Below are 16,916 nucleotides of genomic sequence, written 5' to 3'. Positions count from 1 at the left end.
CCCTCTACCAGACGTAGGCGAGGACTTCCCCGCCCACACCACGCTTGCCGGCCTGCTTGTCGGTCATGAGGCCGTGAGACGTCGAGATGATCGCGACGCCCAGCCCACCGAGGACTCGAGGCAGGTTGTCCTTCTTGGCGTAAACCCGCAGACCGGGCTTGGACACCCGGCGCAGGCCCGCGAGCGAACGCTCACGGCTCGGCCCGAACTTGAGCTCCACCACGAGGTTCTTGCCGACCTTGGCGTCTTCGACGCTCCAGGACTGAATGTAACCCTCCTGCTGGAGGATCTCGGCGATGTGTGCCTTGATCTTCGAGTACGGCATCGACACGCTGTCGTGGTACGCCGAGTTCGCATTACGCAGACGTGTGAGCATGTCTGCGATCGGGTCGGTCATCGTCATGGCCAGTGGCCTTCCTCGCCGCGGTTTCCAGTCGGCCGAGTGTCAGTGACGCGCACTGCTCTGCCGGTGGACCTTCGGCGTGGTCATGGGAGCCCTCTGCGCGAGCTCCCGGGGTCTGACTTACGGAATATGTGGAGCGGGTGGTCACCCCGGAGGGGGCGACACACGCCGCCCCCTAGGGTAACTACCAGCTGGCCTTGGTGATGCCAGGCAGCTCGCCCCGGTGGGCCATCTCGCGGAAGCACACCCGGCACAGGCCGAACTTCCGGTAGACGGCACGCGGGCGCCCGCAGCGCGAGCAGCGGGTGTAGGCCCGCACCTTGAACTTCGGCTTGCGCGCCGCCTTGGCGATCAGAGACTTCTTCGCCATCTGAATCAGGCCTCCTTGAAGGGGAAGCCGAGGTGCTTCAGCAGCGCCCGGCCCTGGTCGTCGTTCTTCGCCGTGGTCACGATCGTGATGTCCATGCCCCGCGGCCGGTCGACCTTGTCCTGGTCGACCTCGTGGAACATGACCTGCTCGGTCAGGCCGAAGGTGTAGTTGCCGTTGCCGTCGAACTGCTTCGGCGACAGGCCGCGGAAGTCACGGATCCGGGGCAGCGCCAGCGACAGCAGCCTGTCGAGGAACTCCCACATCCGGTCGCCGCGGAGCGTGACGTGCGCACCGATCGGCATGCCCTCGCGCAGCTTGAACTGGGCGATGGACCGGCGGGCGCGGACGACGGCCGGCTTCTGGCCGGTGATCGCGGTCAGGTCGCGGACGGCGCCCTCGATCAGCTTCGAGTCGCGGGCCGCCTCGCCGACACCCATGTTGACCTTGATCTTCACCAGGCCCGGCGTCTCCATGACGTTCTGGATGCCGAACTCCTCGCGAAGCTTGGCCGCGATCTCCTCGCGGTACTTCGTCTTGAGGCGCGGCGTCGGGCGCTCGGTCTCAGTGGTCGTAGCAGTCATCAGCTGTCCTCACCCGTCTCGTCGGCCTTCTCAGCCTTCTTGTCGGCGGGCTTGTCGGCGGCCTTGCCCTTCGGGCTGTCGTCCTTGACCTTCTTCACGTTGCTCACGTGGATCGGAGCTTCCATGGTCTGCACGCCGCCGGACTTGGCGCCGCGCGGACCCTGGTCGGTCTCCTTCGAGTGCTTCGTGATCATGTTGACGCCCTCGACCACCACGCGGTCCTCGCGCGGCAGCGTGGCGATGATGCGGCCCTTGGCGCCCTTGTCCTTGCCGGCGATGACCGTGACCAGGTCACCCTTCTTGACGTGGAGCTTCGGCATTACAGCACCTCCGGAGCGAGCGAGATGATGCGCATGAACTTCTTGTCGCGCAGCTCACGGCCGACCGGGCCGAAGATACGAGTGCCGCGAGGGTCGCCGCTGTCCTTGATGATCACGGCGGCGTTCTCGTCGAACCGGATGTAGGAGCCGTCGGGCCGGCGGCGCTCCTTGGCGGTGCGGACGATGACGGCTCTCACCACATCGCCCTTCTTGACGCCCGTGCTGCCCGGGAGGGCGTCCTTGACGGTGGCGACGATGACGTCGCCGATACCGGCGTAGCGTCGGCCAGAGCCACCGAGCACACGGATGCAGAGAATCTCCTTGGCACCCGTGTTGTCGGCGACCTTGAGCCGCGACTCCTGCTGGATCACGTTAACTCCTGTTAGTCGCGCCGGTTCTCACCCGGTCTCCCGACTGAGCCTGGCGGAACCTGAAATGGTCTTGGTCCCCCGGCTACGTACCGCAGCAGGCACGGCCTCCGGGCCCCAGGGAACCCGAAGGTTCCCGGGGCCCGGAGCACCAGCCTCCTGAGGCCGCACCGCAGGCGACGCGAGGCCTGCCGGCCCCGCGTCCTTGGACGCCGTCATGGGGTGTGACCCCCACGAGACGCGATCTATCCGAGGCGGCCTACTTGGCCTTCTCGAGGATCTCCACGACCCTCCACCGCTTGGTGGCGGAGAGAGGGCGGGTCTCCATCAGAAGCACACGGTCGCCCACGCCGCAGGCGTTGGACTCGTCGTGCGCCTTGTACTTGGTCGTACGGCGGATGACCTTGCCGTACAGCCGGTGCTTGACCCGGTCCTCGACGGCGACGACGACGGTCTTGTCCATCTTGTCGCTGACGACCAGGCCCTCACGGACCTTGCGGAAGCTACGGCCGCGCTCGGCGGCCTCGGCTCCGGTCTCGGTGCTGGTCTCGGTGGTCTCGGTCTCAGCCATCGCTCGACTCCTTCTCGACCGTGACGATGCCGAGCTCCCGCTCGCGCATCACGGTGTAGATACGGGCGATCTCGCGGCGGACGGCACGCAGCCGCCCGTGGCTCTCCAACTGACCGGTCGCCGCCTGGAAGCGGAGGTTGAACAGTTCCTCCTTCGCCTCCTTCAGCTTCTGGACGAGAGCTTCCTCGTCCTCGAGCCGCAGCTCTCCGGCGGTCAGGCCCTTAGCCATCACGCCTCACCCACTTCACGCTTTACGATCTTGCACTTCATCGGCAGCTTGTGCATCGCGCGCTGCAGAGCTTCGCGCGCCACCGACTCCCCGACGCCGGCAAGCTCGAACATCACGCGTCCGGGCTTGACGTTGGCGACCCACCACTCGGGCGAGCCCTTACCGGAACCCATCCGGGTCTCGGCGGGCTTCTTCGTGAGCGGGCGGTCGGGGTAGATGTTGATCCACACCTTCCCACCACGGCGGATGTGACGCGTCATGGCGATACGAGCGGCCTCGATCTGGCGGTTGGTCACGTAGCCGTGATCAAGCGCCTGAATGCCGTACTCGCCGAACACGACCCTGGTGCCGCCCTTGGCGACTCCGCTGCGGTCGGGCCGGTGCTGCTTGCGGTGCTTGACCCTGCGCGGGATCAGCATGGTCAGCTCCCTTCAGCACCCGGCTGCGCGGCCGGGCCGGTCTCGGGGGCGGCCTGAGCGGCCGCCTCAGTCCTGGGGGCACGGTCGCCGCGGCCACGACGGGCGCCGGAACGGCGCGGACGGTCGCCGCCCCTCCGGTCGTCCCGGTCACGGCGCTGGCCGGCACGGGCGCCTGCGGCGGCCGCCTCGCGCTCGGCGCGGCTGGTCGGGGCCTCGCCCTTGTAGATCCACACCTTCACGCCGATCCGGCCGAAGGTGGTACGGGCCTCGTAGAAGCCGTAGTCGATGTCCGCGCGGAGCGTGTGCAGCGGCACCCGGCCCTCGCGGTAGAACTCCGACCTCGACATCTCAGCGCCGCCCAGACGGCCCGAGCACTGCACCCGGATGCCCTTGGCGCCGCTCTTCATGGCCGACTGCATGGCCTTGCGCATGGCACGCCGGAACGAGACGCGGCTGGACAGCTGCTCGGCCACGCCCTGCGCGACGAGCTGGGCGTCGGTCTCGGGGTTCTTCACCTCGAGGATGTTGAGCTGGACCTGCTTCTTGGTCAGCTTCTCCAGGTCGCCGCGGATGCGGTCGGCCTCCGCGCCGCGGCGGCCGATGACGATGCCCGGACGCGCGGTGTGGATGTCGACCTGGACGCGGTCGGTCGTACGCTCGATCTCCACCTTGGAGATGCCGGCCCGCTCCATGCCCCTCTGCAGCATGCGACGGATCGCCACGTCCTCGGCCACGTACGACTTGTACAGCTTGTCGGCGTACCACCGGCTCTTGAAGTCGGTCGTGATGCCGAGGCGGAACCCGTGCGGGTTAACCTTCTGGCCCACTATCGGGTCCTTCCCTTCGGCTCGCGGGACTCCACGATCACGGTGATGTGGCTCGTCCGCTTGTTGATCCGATAGGCGCGACCCTGCGCACGCGGCCGGAACCGCTTCAGGGTCGGGCCCTCATCGACCCACGCGCGGCTGACGACCAGCGACTGAGGGTCGAGATCGAAGTTGTGCTCCGCGTTCGCCATCGCGCTCGAGAGCACCTTGTAAACAGGCTCGCTCGCCGACTGGGGAGCGAACTGCAGCACGGCCTGCGCCTCCGAAGCGGGCAGCCCGCGAATAAGGTCCACCACGCGGCGGGCCTTCTGGGGCGTGACGCGGACGAACCGCGCCTGAGCCCTGGCTTCCATCGCTTACTCCTCTTACTTCTGAAGGCTGTCTATCGCCGGCTGCGGCGGTCTTCCTTGACGTGGCTGCGGAAGGTCCGCGGCGGCGCGAACTCTCCGAGCTTGTGGCCGATCATCGCCTCGGTGATGAACACCGGGACGTGCTTGCGGCCGTCGTGCACGGCGATCGTGTGCCCGAGCATGTCGGGAACGATCATGGAGCGCCGCGACCACGTCTTGATGACGTTCTTGGTGCCCTTCTCGTTCTGCACCGCCACCTTCTTGGCCAGGTGGTCGTCGACGAAAGGGCCCTTCTTAAGGCTACGTGGCATTCTGGCTGCTCCTACCGCTTCTTCTTGCTACGCCGGCGAATGATCAGGCGGTCGCTGGCCTTGTTGGGCTGGCGGGTGCGGCCCTCGGGCTTGCCCTTGGGGTTCACCGGGTGGCGACCACCGGAGGTCTTGCCCTCACCACCACCGTGCGGGTGGTCGACCGGGTTCATGGCGACACCGCGGACGGACGGGCGCTTGCCCTTCCACCGCATGCGTCCGGCCTTGCCCCAACTGATGTTGGCCTGCTCGGCGTTGCCGACCTGGCCCACCGTCGCGCGGCAGCGGACGTCCACCATGCGCATCTCGCCCGAGGGCATGCGCAGCGTGGCGTACAGGCCCTCCTTGGCGAGCAGCTGGATCTGCGCGCCCGCGGAGCGGCCGAGCTTGGCGCCGCCGCCGGGACGGAGCTCCACCGCGTGGATGAAGGTACCGGTCGGGATGTTGCGCAGCGGCAGGCAGTTGCCGGGCTTGATGTCGGCCGAGGGGCCGTTCTCCACCCGGTCGCCCTGCTGGAGACCGCTGGGCGCGATGATGTAGCGCTTCTCGCCGTCGGCGTAGTGCAGCAGCGCGATATTGGCGGTGCGGTTGGGGTCGTACTCGATGTGAGCGACCTTGGCCGGAATGCCGTCCTTGTCGTGCCTGCGGAAGTCGATGATCCGGTAGGCGCGCTTGTGACCGCCGCCCTGGTGGCGCGCGGTGACCCGGCCGTGTACGTTACGGCCGCCCTTGTTGTGCAGGGGTGCAAGCAGCGACTTCTCGGGCTCGCTACGGGTGATCTCGGAGAAGTCCGAGACACTCGCCCCGCGGCGACCCGGGGTCGTCGGCTTGTACTTACGGATGCCCATCTTTTTCGTTCATCCTTCGTCGGAATCCGGCCCCGGAGAGCCGGATCTCTCATTTCCTGTCAAGCGCCCCGCGTTCAAATGCCAGAGCCCTCGGGCTCCGCCAGTCGAAACCGCAGGTTCCGAATTGACCATTCGTGCGCAGCACCCGGTCCTGGTCGCCGAGGGCGACCCCCGGGGGCACGCGGGGGGCGGAACCCCCCGCGCGGCTGATCAGGTCAGCCGATCTGCCCGAAGATGTCGATCCGATCGCCGTCTGCCAAGCTCACGATCGCGCGCTTGGTGTCGGGACGCTTGCCGAAACCGGTCCGGGTCCGCTTGCGCTTGCCCTGCCGGTTGATCGTGTTCACCCCGGTGACCTTGACCCCGAAGATCTTCTCGACCGCGATCTTGATCTCGGTCTTGTTCGCGGTGTTCTTCACCAGAAAGGTGTACTTGTTGTTCTCGTCGATCAGGCCGTAGCTCTTCTCGGAGACCACCGGCTTGATGATGACGTCGCGCGGGTCGGAGACCCGCTCCATGGTCGTCTTACGCGCGACCGGCTGACCGGTGTTGTCCATCAGGCGTCTTCCTTCTCAGTGCGAGCGCCCGCCGACAGCCGGGCCACGACCTGGTCGTAGGCCTCCTGGGTGAAGACCACGGCGTCGTTGCAGAGCACGTCGTAGGTGTTGAGCTGCCCCGAGTCCAGCAGGTGGACCTCAGGCGCGTTGCGCAGGCTCAGCCAGGTCAGCTCGTCGGACTCGTCGACGACGACGAGCACGGTCTTAGCCTGGGTGACGGTGCGCAGCGCCTGGAGGGCGGCCTTGGTCTTCGGCGTCTCGCCCTGGACCAGGCTGCTCACCACGTGGACGCGGCCCGCGGCCGCCCTGTCGGACAGGGCACCGCGCAGCGCGGCGGCCTTCATCTTCTTGGGCGTCCGCTGCGAGTAGTCGCGCGGCGTCGGGCCGTGGACGACACCACCGCCGGTGAACTGCGGCGCACGGGTCGAGCCCTGACGGGCGCGGCCGGTGCCCTTCTGCCGGTACGGCTTCTTGCCGCCACCGCGGACCTCGCCGCGGGACTTGGTCTTGTGAGTGCCCTGCCGGCGCGCCGCCTGCTGCGCCACCACAACCTGGTGGATCAGCGGGACGTTGACCTTCGCGCCGAAGATGTCTTCGGGCAGCTCGACGGAGCCGGTCTTGGCGCCGCTCGCGTCGAGCACGTCGATGCTGGTCACTTCGCGGCCCCCTTCTTGGCAGCGGTGCGGACGAGGACCAGGCTGCCGTTGGCGCCGGGGATCGCACCCTTGATAAGGAGCAGACCCTTCTCGGCGTCCACGGCGTGAACCTTCAGGCTCTGCACGGTCGTGCGGACGTTACCCATCCGCCCCGCCATGCGAGTGCCCCTGAAAACGCGGCCCGGGGTGGCGCAGCCACCGATGGAACCAGGCGACCGGTGCTTGCGCTGCGTGCCGTGCGACGCACTCAGACCGCCGAAGCCGTGGCGCTTCATGACACCGGCGAAGCCCTTGCCCTTGCTCTTGCCAGTGACGTCGACGTACTGGCCGGCTTCGAAGGTGTCAGCCAGCAGCTCCTGGCCGATCTCGTAGTCGCTCGCGTCGTCCGTGCGGACCTCCGCGAAGTAGCGGCGCGGCGTGATGTTGTGCTTACGCAGGTAGTCGCCGAGCGGCTTGTTGACCTTCCGCGGGTCGACCTGCCCGTAGCCGAGCTGGATGGCGGAGTAGCCGTCCTTCTCGGGGGTGCGGACGCGGGTCACCACGCACGGACCGGCCTCGACCACGGTCACCGGAACCAGCCGGTTGTCCGCGTCGAAGACCTGGGTCATGCCGAGCTTCTTGCCCAGGACGCCCTTGATCGTCTTAGCCATGTCAGTGCGTTCCCTCAGAGCTTGATCGAAATGTCGACGCCCGCGGGGAGGTCGAGCCGCATGAGCGAGTCGACGGTCTTGGGCGTCGGGTCGATGATGTCAATCAACCGCTTGTGCGTACGCATCTCGAAGTGCTCGCGGCTGTCCTTGTACTTGTGCGGCGAGCGGATGACGCAGTACACGTTCTTCTCGGTCGGCAGCGGCACCGGGCCCGCGACCTTCGCGCCAGTCCGCGTCACCGTCTCGACGATCTTCTTGGCCGAAACGTCGATGACCTCATGGTCATAGGCCTTAAGCCGGATGCGGATCTTCTGTCCCGCCATAGTGGCCTCGGTGTCCTTCGCTGTCGTCAGAAAAAGTATCGTGCGGCTTATGCCGCTTTCGGTGCGTGTGGCCCCACGTGACAGACGCGTGGATCTGCCGTTCCTTCCGTGATCCGGCAGTTACTTCGGTTGTAGTCCCGAAGGAACTGCTGAATCACGGCTTTCTCGTGGAGCCGCGGGCCGGGCCGCTGCACAGCCGCCCGCCCCGGTCGTGGTGCGGCGGTCGGCCCCTTCTTCGGGGGCCGACCGCCGCCCCGCGGTCGTGCTACTTGATGATCTTCGTGACCCGGCCGGCGCCGACGGTGCGGCCACCCTCACGGATCGCGAACTTCAGGCCTTCCTCCATGGCGATGGGCTGGATCAGCTCAACGCGCATTTCGGTGTTGTCGCCCGGCATGACCATCTCGGTGCCCTCGGGGAGGTGCACGACACCGGTCACGTCAGTCGTACGGAAGTAGAACTGCGGGCGGTAGTTGTTGAAGAACGGCGTGTGGCGGCCGCCCTCGTCCTTGGACAGGATGTAGACCTGGCCCTCGAACTCGGTGTGCGGGGTGGTCGTGCCCGGCTTGATGATGCACTGGCCGCGCTCGACGTCGTCGCGCTTGATGCCGCGGAGCAGCAGGGCGGCGTTGTCGCCGGCGTGACCCTCGTCGAGCATCTTGTTGAACATCTCGATGCTGGTGACGGTGGTCGTCGTCTTCTCCGGCTTTATGCCGATGATGTCGACCTGCTCGTTGACCTTGACGACGCCGCGCTCGATCCGGCCGGTGACGACGGTGCCGCGGCCGGTGATCGAGAAGACGTCCTCGACCGGCATGAGGAACGGCTTGTCCGTCTCCCGCGGCGGCTCCGGCACGTTCTCGTCGACGGCGTTCATGAGCTCGACGATGCTGTCGGCCCACTTCTCGTCGCCCTCGAGGGCCTTGAGCGCGGAGACGCGCACGACCGGAACGTCGTCGCCGGGGAACTCCTGCGCGGACAGGAGCTCACGGACCTCCAGCTCGACGAGCTCGAGGATCTCCTCGTCGTCGACCATGTCGGACTTGTTGAGGGCCACGACGATGTAGGGAACGCCGACCTGGCGGGCCAGGAGGACGTGCTCCTTCGTCTGCGGCATCGGGCCGTCGGTGGCGGCGACCACGAGGATGGCGCCGTCCATCTGGGCGGCACCGGTGATCATGTTCTTCACGTAGTCGGCGTGACCCGGGCAGTCCACGTGGGCGTAGTGGCGCTTCTGGGTCTGGTACTCGACGTGCGAAATGGAGATCGTGATCCCGCGGGCCTTCTCCTCCGGCGCCTTGTCGATCTTGTCGAACGGCGTCGCAGCGTTCAGCTCGGGGAAACGGTCGTGGAGCACCTTGGTGATCGCCGCGGTCAGTGTGGTCTTACCGTGGTCGATATGCCCAATGGTGCCGATGTTCAGGTGCGGCTTGGTCCGCTCGAACTTGGCCTTGCCCACTGGTTCTCTCCTTGAGAATCTGACTGACTTTCGTCTACACACTCGGGCCCGGGTGATCCCGAACCCCTAGGCGGTGGGACGGCCTGTCAGCCGTCCCACCAGGGACCGAAGCTACTCGCCCCGGGCCTTCGCGACGATCTCCTTGGCGATGCCGGGCGGCACCTCCGCGTAGGAGTCGAACTGCATGCTGTAGCTCGCCCGCCCCTGCGTCTTGCTACGCAGGTCACCCACGTAGCCGAACATCTCAGACAGCGGTACGAGCGCCTTGACGACGCGGGCGCCGGCCCGCTCGTCCATCGCCTGGATCTGCCCCCGGCGACCGTTGAGGTCGCCGATGACGTCACCCATGTAGTCCTCGGGCGTGGTGACCTCGACGGCCATCATCGGCTCGAGGAGCACGGCGTCAGCCTTGCGCGCGGCCTCCTTGAAGGCCATCGAGCCAGCGATCTTGAACGCCATCTCCGAGGAGTCGACGTCGTGCGCGGCACCGTCCTGGAGCGTCACCTTCACGCCCACCATCGGGTAGCCGGCCAGCACGCCGAACTCGGCGGCCTCCTGGGCGCCCGCGTCGACCGACGGGATGTACTCCCGCGGCACACGGCCACCCGTGACCTTGTTCTCGAACTCGTAACCGTCGTTGCCCTCGCCCAGCGGCTCGAGGTCGATGATGACCCGCGCGAACTGACCGGAACCACCGGTCTGCTTCTTGTGGGTGTAGTCGACCTTCTCCACCTTGCGGCGAATGGTCTCGCGGTAGGCGACCTGCGGACGGCCGACGTTCGCCTCGACCTTGAACTCGCGGCGCATCCGGTCGACCAGGACCTCGAGGTGAAGCTCGCCCATGCCCCAGATGACCGTCTGGCCGGTCTCCTCGTCACGGCGGACCTGGAAGGACGGGTCCTCCTCGGCCAGCCGCTGGATCGCGGTCGACAGCTTCTCCTGGTCGCCCTTGGTCTTGGGCTCGATCGCGACGTTGATGACCGGAGCCGGGAACGTCATCGACTCGAGCACGACCTGCTTGACCGGGTCGGACAGGGTGTCGCCGGTGGTGGTGTCCTTGAGGCCCATCACCGCGACGATCTGACCGGCGACCGCCACCGAGCGCTCCTCGCGCTTGTTGGCGTGCATCTGGTAGATCTTGCCGATCCGCTCCTTCTTGCCCTTCACAGAGTTGATGACCTGTGAACCGGCCTCGAGCGTGCCCGAGTAGACGCGGATGTAGGTGATCTTGCCCAGGTGCGGGTCGCTCGCGATCTTGAAGGCCAGAGCCGAGAACGGCTCCTTCGGGTCCGCGTGACGCTCCATCGCAACGCTCTCGTCGCCAACGGCGTGACCCTTTATTGCCGGTATGTCCGTGGGCGCCGGGAGGAAGGCGACGATCGCGTCGAGCAGAGGCTGCACGCCCTTGTTCTTGAACGCGGTGCCGCACAGCACCGGGTTGACCGCACCCGAGATCGTGGCGCGGCGCAGGGCCGCGATCAGCTGCTCCTCGGTGGGCTCGGTGCCCTCCAGGAAGAGCTCCATGAGCTCGTCGTCGTTCTCGGCGACGGTCTCGACCAGCTTGTCGCGCCACTCACGGGCGGCGTCGGCGTGGTCGGCCGGGATGTCGACGACGTCGTACATCTCGCCCTTGGCCGCGTCGGCGCTCCAGATGAGGGCCTTCATCCTGATGAGGTCGATGACGCCCTTGAAGTCGGCCTCAACGCCCCACGGAAGCTGGATCACGGCCGGCGTGGCGCCGAGCCGGTTGATCATCATGTCGACGCAGCGGTGGAACTCCGCGCCGACCCGGTCCATCTTGTTCACGAAGCAGATGCGCGGGACGTTGTAGCCGTCAGCCTGACGCCACACCGTCTCCGACTGGGGCTCGACACCCGCGACCCCGTCGAACACTGCCACGGCGCCGTCGAGGACACGCAGCGAGCGCTCGACCTCGATGGTGAAGTCGACGTGGCCCGGGGTGTCGATGATGTTGATCGTGTGACCGTCCCAGATGCAGGTGGTCGCGGCCGACGTAATCGTGATGCCGCGCTCCTGCTCCTGCTCCATCCAGTCCATCGTCGCCGAGCCCTCGTGGGTCTCGCCGAGCTTGTAGTTGATGCCGGTGTAGAACAGGATGCGCTCGGTCGTGGTTGTCTTGCCCGCGTCGATATGGGCCATGATCCCGATGTTGCGGACCTTGGCCAGGTCAAGTGCGGTCGTGGTGGCCACTTTCTTCGCGTCCTCGTCGTCTCGTCGAACCCGCCGGGTTTACCAGCGGTAGTGGGCGAAGGCCTTGTTGGACTCGGCCATCTTGTGGGTGTCCTCGCGCTTCTTCACGCTCGCCCCGAGACCGTTGCTGGCGTCGAGGAGCTCGTTCATGAGGCGCTCGGTCATGGTCTTCTCGCGGCGGGCGCGCGCGTACTGCACGAGCCAGCGCAGCGCCAGGGTGGTGCTGCGCGCGGCACGCACCTCGACCGGCACCTGGTAGGTCGCACCACCGACACGACGGCTGCGGACCTCGAGGGTCGGCTTGACGTTGTCGAGCGCGCGCTTCAGCGTGACGACAGGGTCGTTGCCCGTCTTCTCGCGGCAGCCCTCAAGGGCGCCGTAGACGATCGACTGCGCGATCGAACGCTTGCCGTCCAGAAGAACCTTGTTGATCAGCGCGGTGACCAGCGGGGAGCTGTAAACCGGGTCAGCCATGAGCTGACGGCGGCCAGGAGAACCCTTGCGAGGCATAGTTAGCTCTTCTCCTTCTTCGCGCCGTAACGGCTACGGGCCTGCTTGCGGTTGCGGACACCCTGAGTGTCGAGCGAACCACGGATGATCTTGTAGCGAACACCCGGCAGGTCCTTCACACGACCGCCACGCACGAGCACGATGGAGTGCTCCTGCAGGTTGTGGCCCACACCGGGGATGTAGGCCGTGACCTCGATGCCGTTGGTGAGCCGCACACGGGCCACCTTGCGCAGTGCCGAGTTGGGCTTCTTGGGAGTCGTGGTGTAGACGCGCTGGCACACACCCCGCCGCTGCGGACTCCCCTTGAGGGCAGGCGTCTTGGACGCCGTCACCTTGTCCTGCCGGCCCTTGCGGACCAACTGCTGAATAGTGGGCACTGCCACTCCGTTTCGTGCCTGGCCGGTGTTACGTCAGTTGTCACAATTCGCAGGCACTGCCGGTGTCATGACCTGCGGATTGTCCCTCGTCTCCACGCCCCCGCGCTCGGGCGTGTCGCGCGCTGTCCGCACTGACACATCCGCGAGGGCCACGAGCTAGGAAGTCGACCTGCGCTGCCATAAAAGAGCGCACGATCGAGAGCCCGCAAACTACGGGCACGATGGTTTAGGTTACCAGGACCCCGCGACACGTCAAAACGGCGCGGCAAGGCTTGTAACCCTTACCGCTCCGGATGTCGCGTGGCCCCTACCCACCATGGGCCCGGCTACTGCTCGCCACTCATGATATAGCGAGATCTGGTCTGCCGCCGACCATACCAAGAACATCTCGCGGCGCGAAGGTGACAATTCGCCCCGGAACGAGCGAGCGCCCGGACCCCCTGCGGGATCCGGGCGCTCACCCACGGCTCGTCTTACCGGTTGTACTGACCGAAGTCGTACTCCTCCAGCGGCACGGCCTCGCCGCTGCCGGTGCCGAACGTGTAGTCCGCCGCGGAACCGTCGTAGCCGCCCACGGTGTACATGGCGGCCTTGGCCTCCTCGGTCGGCTCCACCCGGATGTTGCGGTACTGGGGCATGCCCGTGCCGGCCGGGATGAGCTTACCGATGATGACGTTCTCCTTCAGGCCCAGGAGCGAGTCGGACTTGGCGTGGATCGCCGCGTCCGTCAGGACCCTGGTCGTCTCCTGGAAGGAGGCCGCCGACAGCCAGGACTCGGTGGCCAGCGACGCCTTGGTGATGCCCATGAGCACCGGGCGTCCGGCCGCCGGGGCGCCGCCCTCGGCGACGGTCTCGCGGTTGATCTGCTCGAACCGCGGCCGCTCGACGAGCTCACCGGGCAGCAGGTCGGTGTCACCGGACTCCAGCACGTTCACGCGCTTGAGCATCTGCCGCACGATTATCTCGATGTGCTTGTCGTGGATCGACACACCCTGCGAGCGGTAGACCTGCTGGACCTCCGCCACCAGGTGCAGCTGCACGGCCCGCGGGCCGAGGATGCGCAGCACCTCGTTCGGGTTGACCGCACCGGCCACGAGCTGCTGGCCCACCTTGACGTGGTCGCCGTCGAAGACCAGCAGGCGCGCCCGCATCGAGACCGGGTAGGCGATCTCCTCGGAGCCGTCGTCCGGGATGATGACGACCTTGCGTGCCTTGTCCGTCTCGTCGATGCGGACCCGGCCCTCCGCCTCGGAGATCGGGGCGACACCCTTGGGGATGCGCGCCTCGAACAGCTCCTGGACTCGGGGCAGACCGTGGGTGATGTCGGCGCCCGCCACACCACCGGTGTGGAAGGTACGCATCGTCAGCTGCGTGCCGGGCTCACCGATCGACTGGGCGGCGATGATGCCGACCGCCTCGCCGACGTCCACGAGCTTGCCGGTCGCCAGCGAACGGCCGTAGCAGGTGGCGCAGACACCGATCTTCGCCTCGCAGACGAGCGCGCTGCGGGTGCGGACGGTCTCCACGCCGGCCTCGACCAGCTTGGTGACGTGCAGGTCGTTGATGTCGGTGCCGGCCGACACGATGACCTTGCCGTCGACCTCGACGTCCTCGGCCAGGATGCGGCCGTGCACGTTGGACTCGGCGTTCTCGGCCTTGACCAGGTTGCCCGCCGCGTCGCGCTCGCCGACCGCCAGCGGGACCGCGCGGTCGGTGCCGCAGTCGATCTCGCGGACGATGACGTCCTGCGCCACGTCGACCAGACGACGGGTGAGGTAACCCGAGTCGGCCGTCCGCAGCGCGGTGTCGGCCAGACCCTTCCGCTGTCCGTGGGTGGAGATGAAGTACTCCAGCACCGACAGGCCCTCGCGGAACGAGGCCTTGATCGGCCGCGGGATCGTCTCACCCTTGGTGTTGGACACCAGGCCGCGGATGCCGGCGATCTGACGCACCTGCATCTTGTTACCGCGGGCGCCGGAGTTGACCATCATCCAGACCGGGTTGGTCGCCGGGAAGGCGTTGACCATGTCGGTCTCGACGTCGGCCGTGGCGTGCGTCCAGATCTCGATGAGCTCCTGACGGCGCTCCTCGTCGGTGATCAGGCCACGCTCGTACTCGCGCTGCACCTTGTCGGCGCGGCGCTCGTAGCTCTCCATGATCTCGGTCTTGTTGGGCGGCGCGACGACGTCCTCGATCGAGATCGTGACGCCGGAGCGGGTCGCCCAGCGGAAGCCGGCGTCCTTGAGCGCGTCGAGCGAGTTGGCGACCTCGATCTTCGGGTAGGTCTCCGCCAGCTCGTTCACGATCGTGGACAGCTGCTTCTTGCCGACCTGGAAGTTGACGAACGGGTAGCTCATCGGCAGCGTCTGGTTGAACAGGCAGCGGCCGAACGTCGTCTCAAGGCGAATCGGGTCGCCCTGCTCCCAGCCCTCGGGCGCGACCCAGTCACGCGGCGGCAGGACATCCCGGAGCCGGACCTGGATCTTGGCCTGGATGTCGAGCTCGCGGCGGTCGAAGGCCATCTGTGCCTCGGCCACCGAGCCGAACACGCGGCCCTCGCCCAGCGCGCCCTCCTTCATGGTCGTCAGCCAGTAGAGGCCGATGACCATGTCCTGGGTCGGCATCGTCACGGGCTTGCCGTCGGCCGGCTTGAGGATGTTGTTGGTCGAGAGCATCAGGATGCGTGCCTCGGCCTGGGCCTCAGCCGACAGCGGCAGGTGCACGGCCATCTGGTCGCCGTCGAAGTCCGCGTTGAACGCCGTGCAGACGAGCGGGTGGATCTGGATGGCCTTGCCCTCCACGAGCTGCGGCTCGAACGCCTGGATGCCCAGGCGGTGGAGCGTGGGCGCGCGGTTGAGCAGCACCGGGTGCTCGGTGATGACCTCTTCGAGCACGTCCCACACGACCGGGCGGGCGCGCTCGACCATCCGCTTGGCCGACTTGATGTTCTGCGCGTGGTTGAGGTCCACGAGCCTCTTCATCACGAACGGCTTGAACAGCTCCAGCGCCATCTGCTTGGGCAGGCCGCACTGGTGCAGCTTGAGCTGCGGGCCGACGACGATGACCGAACGGCCGGAGTAGTCGACACGCTTGCCCAGCAGGTTCTGCCGGAAGCGGCCCTGCTTGCCCTTGAGCATGTCGCTGAGCGACTTCAGCGGGCGGTTGCCGGGGCCGGTGACCGGGCGGCCACGACGGCCGTTGTCGAACAGCGCGTCGACGGCCTCCTGCAGCATCCGCTTCTCGTTGTTCACGATGATCTCGGGCGCACCGAGGTCGAGAAGCCGCTTGAGGCGGTTGTTGCGGTTGATGACCCGGCGGTAGAGGTCGTTCAGGTCGGAGGTCGCGAACCGGCCACCGTCGAGCTGCACCATCGGGCGCAGGTCCGGCGGAATGACCGGAATGCAGTCGAGGACCATGCCGCGCGGCGAGTTGGTGGTGTTGAGGAACGCCGACACCACCTTGAGCCGCTTGAGCGCGCGGGCCTTCTTCTGGCCCTTGCCGCTGCGGATCGTCTCGCGCAGGTTCTCCGCCTCGGCCTCCAGGTCGAAGCTGGCGAGCCGGTCCTGGATGGCCTGCGCGCCCATGCCGCCCTTGAAGTAGCGGCCGAAACGGTCGCGCATCTCGCGGTAGAGCAGCTCGTCGCCCTCCAGGTCCTGGACCTTGAGGTTCTTGAAGCGGCTCCAGACCTCCTCGAGCCGGTCCAGCTCGCGCTGGGCCCGGTCGCGGATCTGGCGCATCTCGCGCTCGGCGCCCTCGCGCACCTTACGGCGCTGGTCGCCCTTGGCGCCGGCGGCCTCCAGCTCGGCCAGGTCGCTCTCAAGCTTCTTCTGCCGGGCCTCGACGTCGGCGTCACGGCGCTGCTCGATGTGCTGCCGCTCGACGGAGATCTTCGCCTCCAGCGAGGGCAGGTCACGCTCACGCATCTCGGTGTCGACATGCGTGATCATGTACGCCGCGAAGTAAATGACCTTCTCCAGGTCCTTCGGGGCCAGGTCGAGCAGGTAGCCCAGACGCGACGGGACGCCCTTGAAGTACCAGATGTGGGTGACCGGAGCGGCCAGCTCGATGTGGCCCATCCGCTCACGCCGCACCTTGGCCCGGGTCACCTCGACGCCGCAGCGCTCACAGATGATGCCCTTGAAGCGGACCCGCTTGTACTTACCGCAGTAGCACTCCCAGTCGCGGGTCGGACCGAAGATCTTCTCGCAGAAGAGCCCGTCCTTTTCCGGCTTGAGGGTCCGGTAGTTGATGGTCTCGGGCTTCTTGACCTCGCCGTGCGACCACTGACGGATATCGTCGGCCGTCGCCAGCCCGATCCGAAGCTCGTCGAAGAAGTTGACGTCCAGCATTTTGTGCGATCTCCCCCTCAGACTTCTTCCACGCTGCTCGGCTCACGCCGGGACAGATCGATGCCGAGTTCCTCCGCCGCGCGGAAGACGTCCTCGTCCGTGTCGCGCATCTCGATGGACATGCCGTCGCTGGAGAGCACCTCGACGTTGAGGCAGAGCGACTGCATCTCCTTGATGAGGACCTTGAAGGACTCCGGAATACCCGGCTCGGGAATGTTCTCGCCCTTGAC

Annotated in this window: 22 protein-coding genes; all 22 read right to left on the bottom strand. The window is 66.9% G+C overall.

The features are described from left to right. Positions 1-4: 4 nt before the first annotated feature. Positions 5-403, bottom strand: coding sequence for a 30S ribosomal protein S8 (gene rpsH / locus AB0J42_RS25420; RefSeq protein WP_364298529.1), 399 nt, complete (start codon positions 401-403; stop codon positions 5-7). Positions 404-587: 184 nt separating this feature from the next. Then, positions 588-773 carry a type Z 30S ribosomal protein S14 gene (locus AB0J42_RS25415; RefSeq protein ID WP_364298527.1) on the bottom strand — a complete coding sequence of 62 codons (186 nt, stop codon included), beginning with the start codon at positions 771-773 and terminating at the stop codon, positions 588-590. A gap of 5 nt (positions 774-778) precedes the next feature. Next, positions 779-1,354: a 50S ribosomal protein L5 gene (rplE, locus tag AB0J42_RS25410; protein WP_364298525.1), complete on the bottom strand. Its 576-nt coding sequence runs from the start codon at positions 1,352-1,354 to the stop codon at positions 779-781. Further along, a complete protein-coding gene (gene rplX / locus AB0J42_RS25405) occupies positions 1,354-1,674 on the bottom strand; it encodes a 50S ribosomal protein L24 (RefSeq protein ID WP_364298523.1) in 321 nt (106 codons plus the stop codon). The genes rplE and rplX overlap by 1 nt, the downstream gene beginning before the upstream one ends. After that, positions 1,674-2,045 (bottom strand): 50S ribosomal protein L14, encoded by a 372-nt coding sequence (rplN, locus tag AB0J42_RS25400; RefSeq protein WP_148036785.1) that lies wholly within the window; start codon positions 2,043-2,045, stop codon positions 1,674-1,676. Before rplN ends, rplX begins: the two co-directional genes overlap by 1 nt. Positions 2,046-2,301: 256 nt before the next feature. Further along, positions 2,302-2,613 (bottom strand): 30S ribosomal protein S17, encoded by a 312-nt coding sequence (gene rpsQ, locus AB0J42_RS25395; protein WP_364298521.1) that lies wholly within the window; start codon positions 2,611-2,613, stop codon positions 2,302-2,304. Further along, positions 2,606-2,842: a 50S ribosomal protein L29 gene (rpmC, locus tag AB0J42_RS25390; protein WP_364298519.1), complete on the bottom strand. Its 237-nt coding sequence runs from the start codon at positions 2,840-2,842 to the stop codon at positions 2,606-2,608. The genes rpsQ and rpmC overlap by 8 nt, the downstream gene beginning before the upstream one ends. Continuing rightward, positions 2,842-3,261 (bottom strand): 50S ribosomal protein L16, encoded by a 420-nt coding sequence (gene rplP / locus AB0J42_RS25385; protein WP_364298517.1) that lies wholly within the window; start codon positions 3,259-3,261, stop codon positions 2,842-2,844. Before rplP ends, rpmC begins: the two co-directional genes overlap by 1 nt. Positions 3,262-3,263: 2 nt before the next feature. Further along, a complete protein-coding gene (rpsC, locus tag AB0J42_RS25380; RefSeq protein WP_364298515.1) occupies positions 3,264-4,088 on the bottom strand; it encodes a 30S ribosomal protein S3 in 825 nt (274 codons plus the stop codon). After that, entirely contained in the window at positions 4,088-4,441 is a 354-nt protein-coding gene (gene rplV / locus AB0J42_RS25375) for a 50S ribosomal protein L22 (protein ID WP_364298513.1), read from the bottom strand. The genes rpsC and rplV overlap by 1 nt, the downstream gene beginning before the upstream one ends. A gap of 29 nt (positions 4,442-4,470) precedes the next feature. Then, positions 4,471-4,749 (bottom strand): 30S ribosomal protein S19, encoded by a 279-nt coding sequence (gene rpsS / locus AB0J42_RS25370; protein WP_364298511.1) that lies wholly within the window; start codon positions 4,747-4,749, stop codon positions 4,471-4,473. Between the two features lie 11 nt (positions 4,750-4,760). Then, positions 4,761-5,594 carry a 50S ribosomal protein L2 gene (gene rplB, locus AB0J42_RS25365; RefSeq protein ID WP_364298509.1) on the bottom strand — a complete coding sequence of 278 codons (834 nt, stop codon included), beginning with the start codon at positions 5,592-5,594 and terminating at the stop codon, positions 4,761-4,763. A gap of 215 nt (positions 5,595-5,809) precedes the next feature. Then, positions 5,810-6,112: a 50S ribosomal protein L23 gene (gene rplW / locus AB0J42_RS25360; RefSeq protein ID WP_364298690.1), complete on the bottom strand. Its 303-nt coding sequence runs from the start codon at positions 6,110-6,112 to the stop codon at positions 5,810-5,812. 38 nt (positions 6,113-6,150) lie between these two features. Next, positions 6,151-6,807, bottom strand: coding sequence for a 50S ribosomal protein L4 (rplD, locus tag AB0J42_RS25355; protein WP_364298507.1), 657 nt, complete (start codon positions 6,805-6,807; stop codon positions 6,151-6,153). After that, on the bottom strand, positions 6,804-7,457 hold the full coding sequence (rplC, locus tag AB0J42_RS25350) for a 50S ribosomal protein L3 (protein WP_364298505.1): 654 nt from the start codon (positions 7,455-7,457) through the stop codon (positions 6,804-6,806). Before rplC ends, rplD begins: the two co-directional genes overlap by 4 nt. Positions 7,458-7,471: 14 nt before the next feature. Beyond that, positions 7,472-7,780, bottom strand: coding sequence for a 30S ribosomal protein S10 (rpsJ, locus tag AB0J42_RS25345; RefSeq protein WP_030912931.1), 309 nt, complete (start codon positions 7,778-7,780; stop codon positions 7,472-7,474). Positions 7,781-8,045: 265 nt separating this feature from the next. Further along, the gene (gene tuf, locus AB0J42_RS25340) at positions 8,046-9,239 is read right to left on the bottom strand and encodes an elongation factor Tu (RefSeq protein WP_364298503.1); all 1,194 of its coding nucleotides are present in this window, start codon (positions 9,237-9,239) and stop codon (positions 8,046-8,048) included. A gap of 111 nt (positions 9,240-9,350) precedes the next feature. Further along, positions 9,351-11,450 (bottom strand): elongation factor G, encoded by a 2,100-nt coding sequence (fusA, locus tag AB0J42_RS25335; RefSeq protein WP_364298501.1) that lies wholly within the window; start codon positions 11,448-11,450, stop codon positions 9,351-9,353. Between the two features lie 39 nt (positions 11,451-11,489). Next, positions 11,490-11,960, bottom strand: a complete 471-nt coding sequence (gene rpsG, locus AB0J42_RS25330; protein WP_364068667.1) for a 30S ribosomal protein S7 — start codon at positions 11,958-11,960, stop codon at positions 11,490-11,492. Positions 11,961-11,962: 2 nt separating this feature from the next. Continuing rightward, positions 11,963-12,337 (bottom strand): 30S ribosomal protein S12, encoded by a 375-nt coding sequence (gene rpsL, locus AB0J42_RS25325; RefSeq protein ID WP_364298499.1) that lies wholly within the window; start codon positions 12,335-12,337, stop codon positions 11,963-11,965. A gap of 473 nt (positions 12,338-12,810) precedes the next feature. Further along, on the bottom strand, positions 12,811-16,686 hold the full coding sequence (locus tag AB0J42_RS25320) for a DNA-directed RNA polymerase subunit beta' (RefSeq protein ID WP_364298497.1): 3,876 nt from the start codon (positions 16,684-16,686) through the stop codon (positions 12,811-12,813). Between the two features lie 17 nt (positions 16,687-16,703). After that, a partial coding sequence (locus AB0J42_RS25315; RefSeq protein WP_175600297.1) for a hypothetical protein occupies positions 16,704-16,916 on the bottom strand: 213 nt, incomplete at its 5' end.

Source organism: Nonomuraea sp. NPDC049649, assembly GCF_040675175.1.
In the GTDB taxonomy this organism is placed as follows: domain Bacteria; phylum Actinomycetota; class Actinomycetes; order Streptosporangiales; family Streptosporangiaceae; genus Nonomuraea.
Note: the sequence above shows the minus strand (reverse complement) of the source record. Positions and strands in the feature narration are given on the sequence as shown.

Bases quoted from the DNA above. Each gene is read 5' to 3' on its own strand.
- rpsH (WP_364298529.1), bottom strand. From the start codon at position 403: ATGACGATGACCGACCCGATCGCAGACATGCTCACACGTCTGCGTAAT.
- AB0J42_RS25415 (WP_364298527.1), bottom strand. From the start codon at position 773: ATGGCGAAGAAGTCTCTGATCGCCAAGGCGGCGCGCAAGCCGAAGTTC.
- rplE (WP_364298525.1), bottom strand. From the start codon at position 1,354: ATGACTGCTACGACCACTGAGACCGAGCGCCCGACGCCGCGCCTCAAG.
- rplX (WP_364298523.1), bottom strand. From the start codon at position 1,674: ATGCCGAAGCTCCACGTCAAGAAGGGTGACCTGGTCACGGTCATCGCC.
- rpsQ (WP_364298521.1), bottom strand. From the start codon at position 2,613: ATGGCTGAGACCGAGACCACCGAGACCAGCACCGAGACCGGAGCCGAG.
- rpmC (WP_364298519.1), bottom strand. From the start codon at position 2,842: ATGGCTAAGGGCCTGACCGCCGGAGAGCTGCGGCTCGAGGACGAGGAA.
- rplP (WP_364298517.1), bottom strand. From the start codon at position 3,261: ATGCTGATCCCGCGCAGGGTCAAGCACCGCAAGCAGCACCGGCCCGAC.
- rplV (WP_364298513.1), bottom strand. From the start codon at position 4,441: ATGGAAGCCAGGGCTCAGGCGCGGTTCGTCCGCGTCACGCCCCAGAAG.
- rpsS (WP_364298511.1), bottom strand. From the start codon at position 4,749: ATGCCACGTAGCCTTAAGAAGGGCCCTTTCGTCGACGACCACCTGGCC.
- rplB (WP_364298509.1), bottom strand. From the start codon at position 5,594: ATGGGCATCCGTAAGTACAAGCCGACGACCCCGGGTCGCCGCGGGGCG.
- rplW (WP_364298690.1), bottom strand. From the start codon at position 6,112: ATGGAGCGGGTCTCCGACCCGCGCGACGTCATCATCAAGCCGGTGGTC.
- rplC (WP_364298505.1), bottom strand. From the start codon at position 7,457: ATGGCTAAGACGATCAAGGGCGTCCTGGGCAAGAAGCTCGGCATGACC.
- rpsJ (WP_030912931.1), bottom strand. From the start codon at position 7,780: ATGGCGGGACAGAAGATCCGCATCCGGCTTAAGGCCTATGACCATGAG.
- rpsG (WP_364068667.1), bottom strand. From the start codon at position 11,960: ATGCCTCGCAAGGGTTCTCCTGGCCGCCGTCAGCTCATGGCTGACCCG.
- AB0J42_RS25320 (WP_364298497.1), bottom strand. From the start codon at position 16,686: ATGCTGGACGTCAACTTCTTCGACGAGCTTCGGATCGGGCTGGCGACG.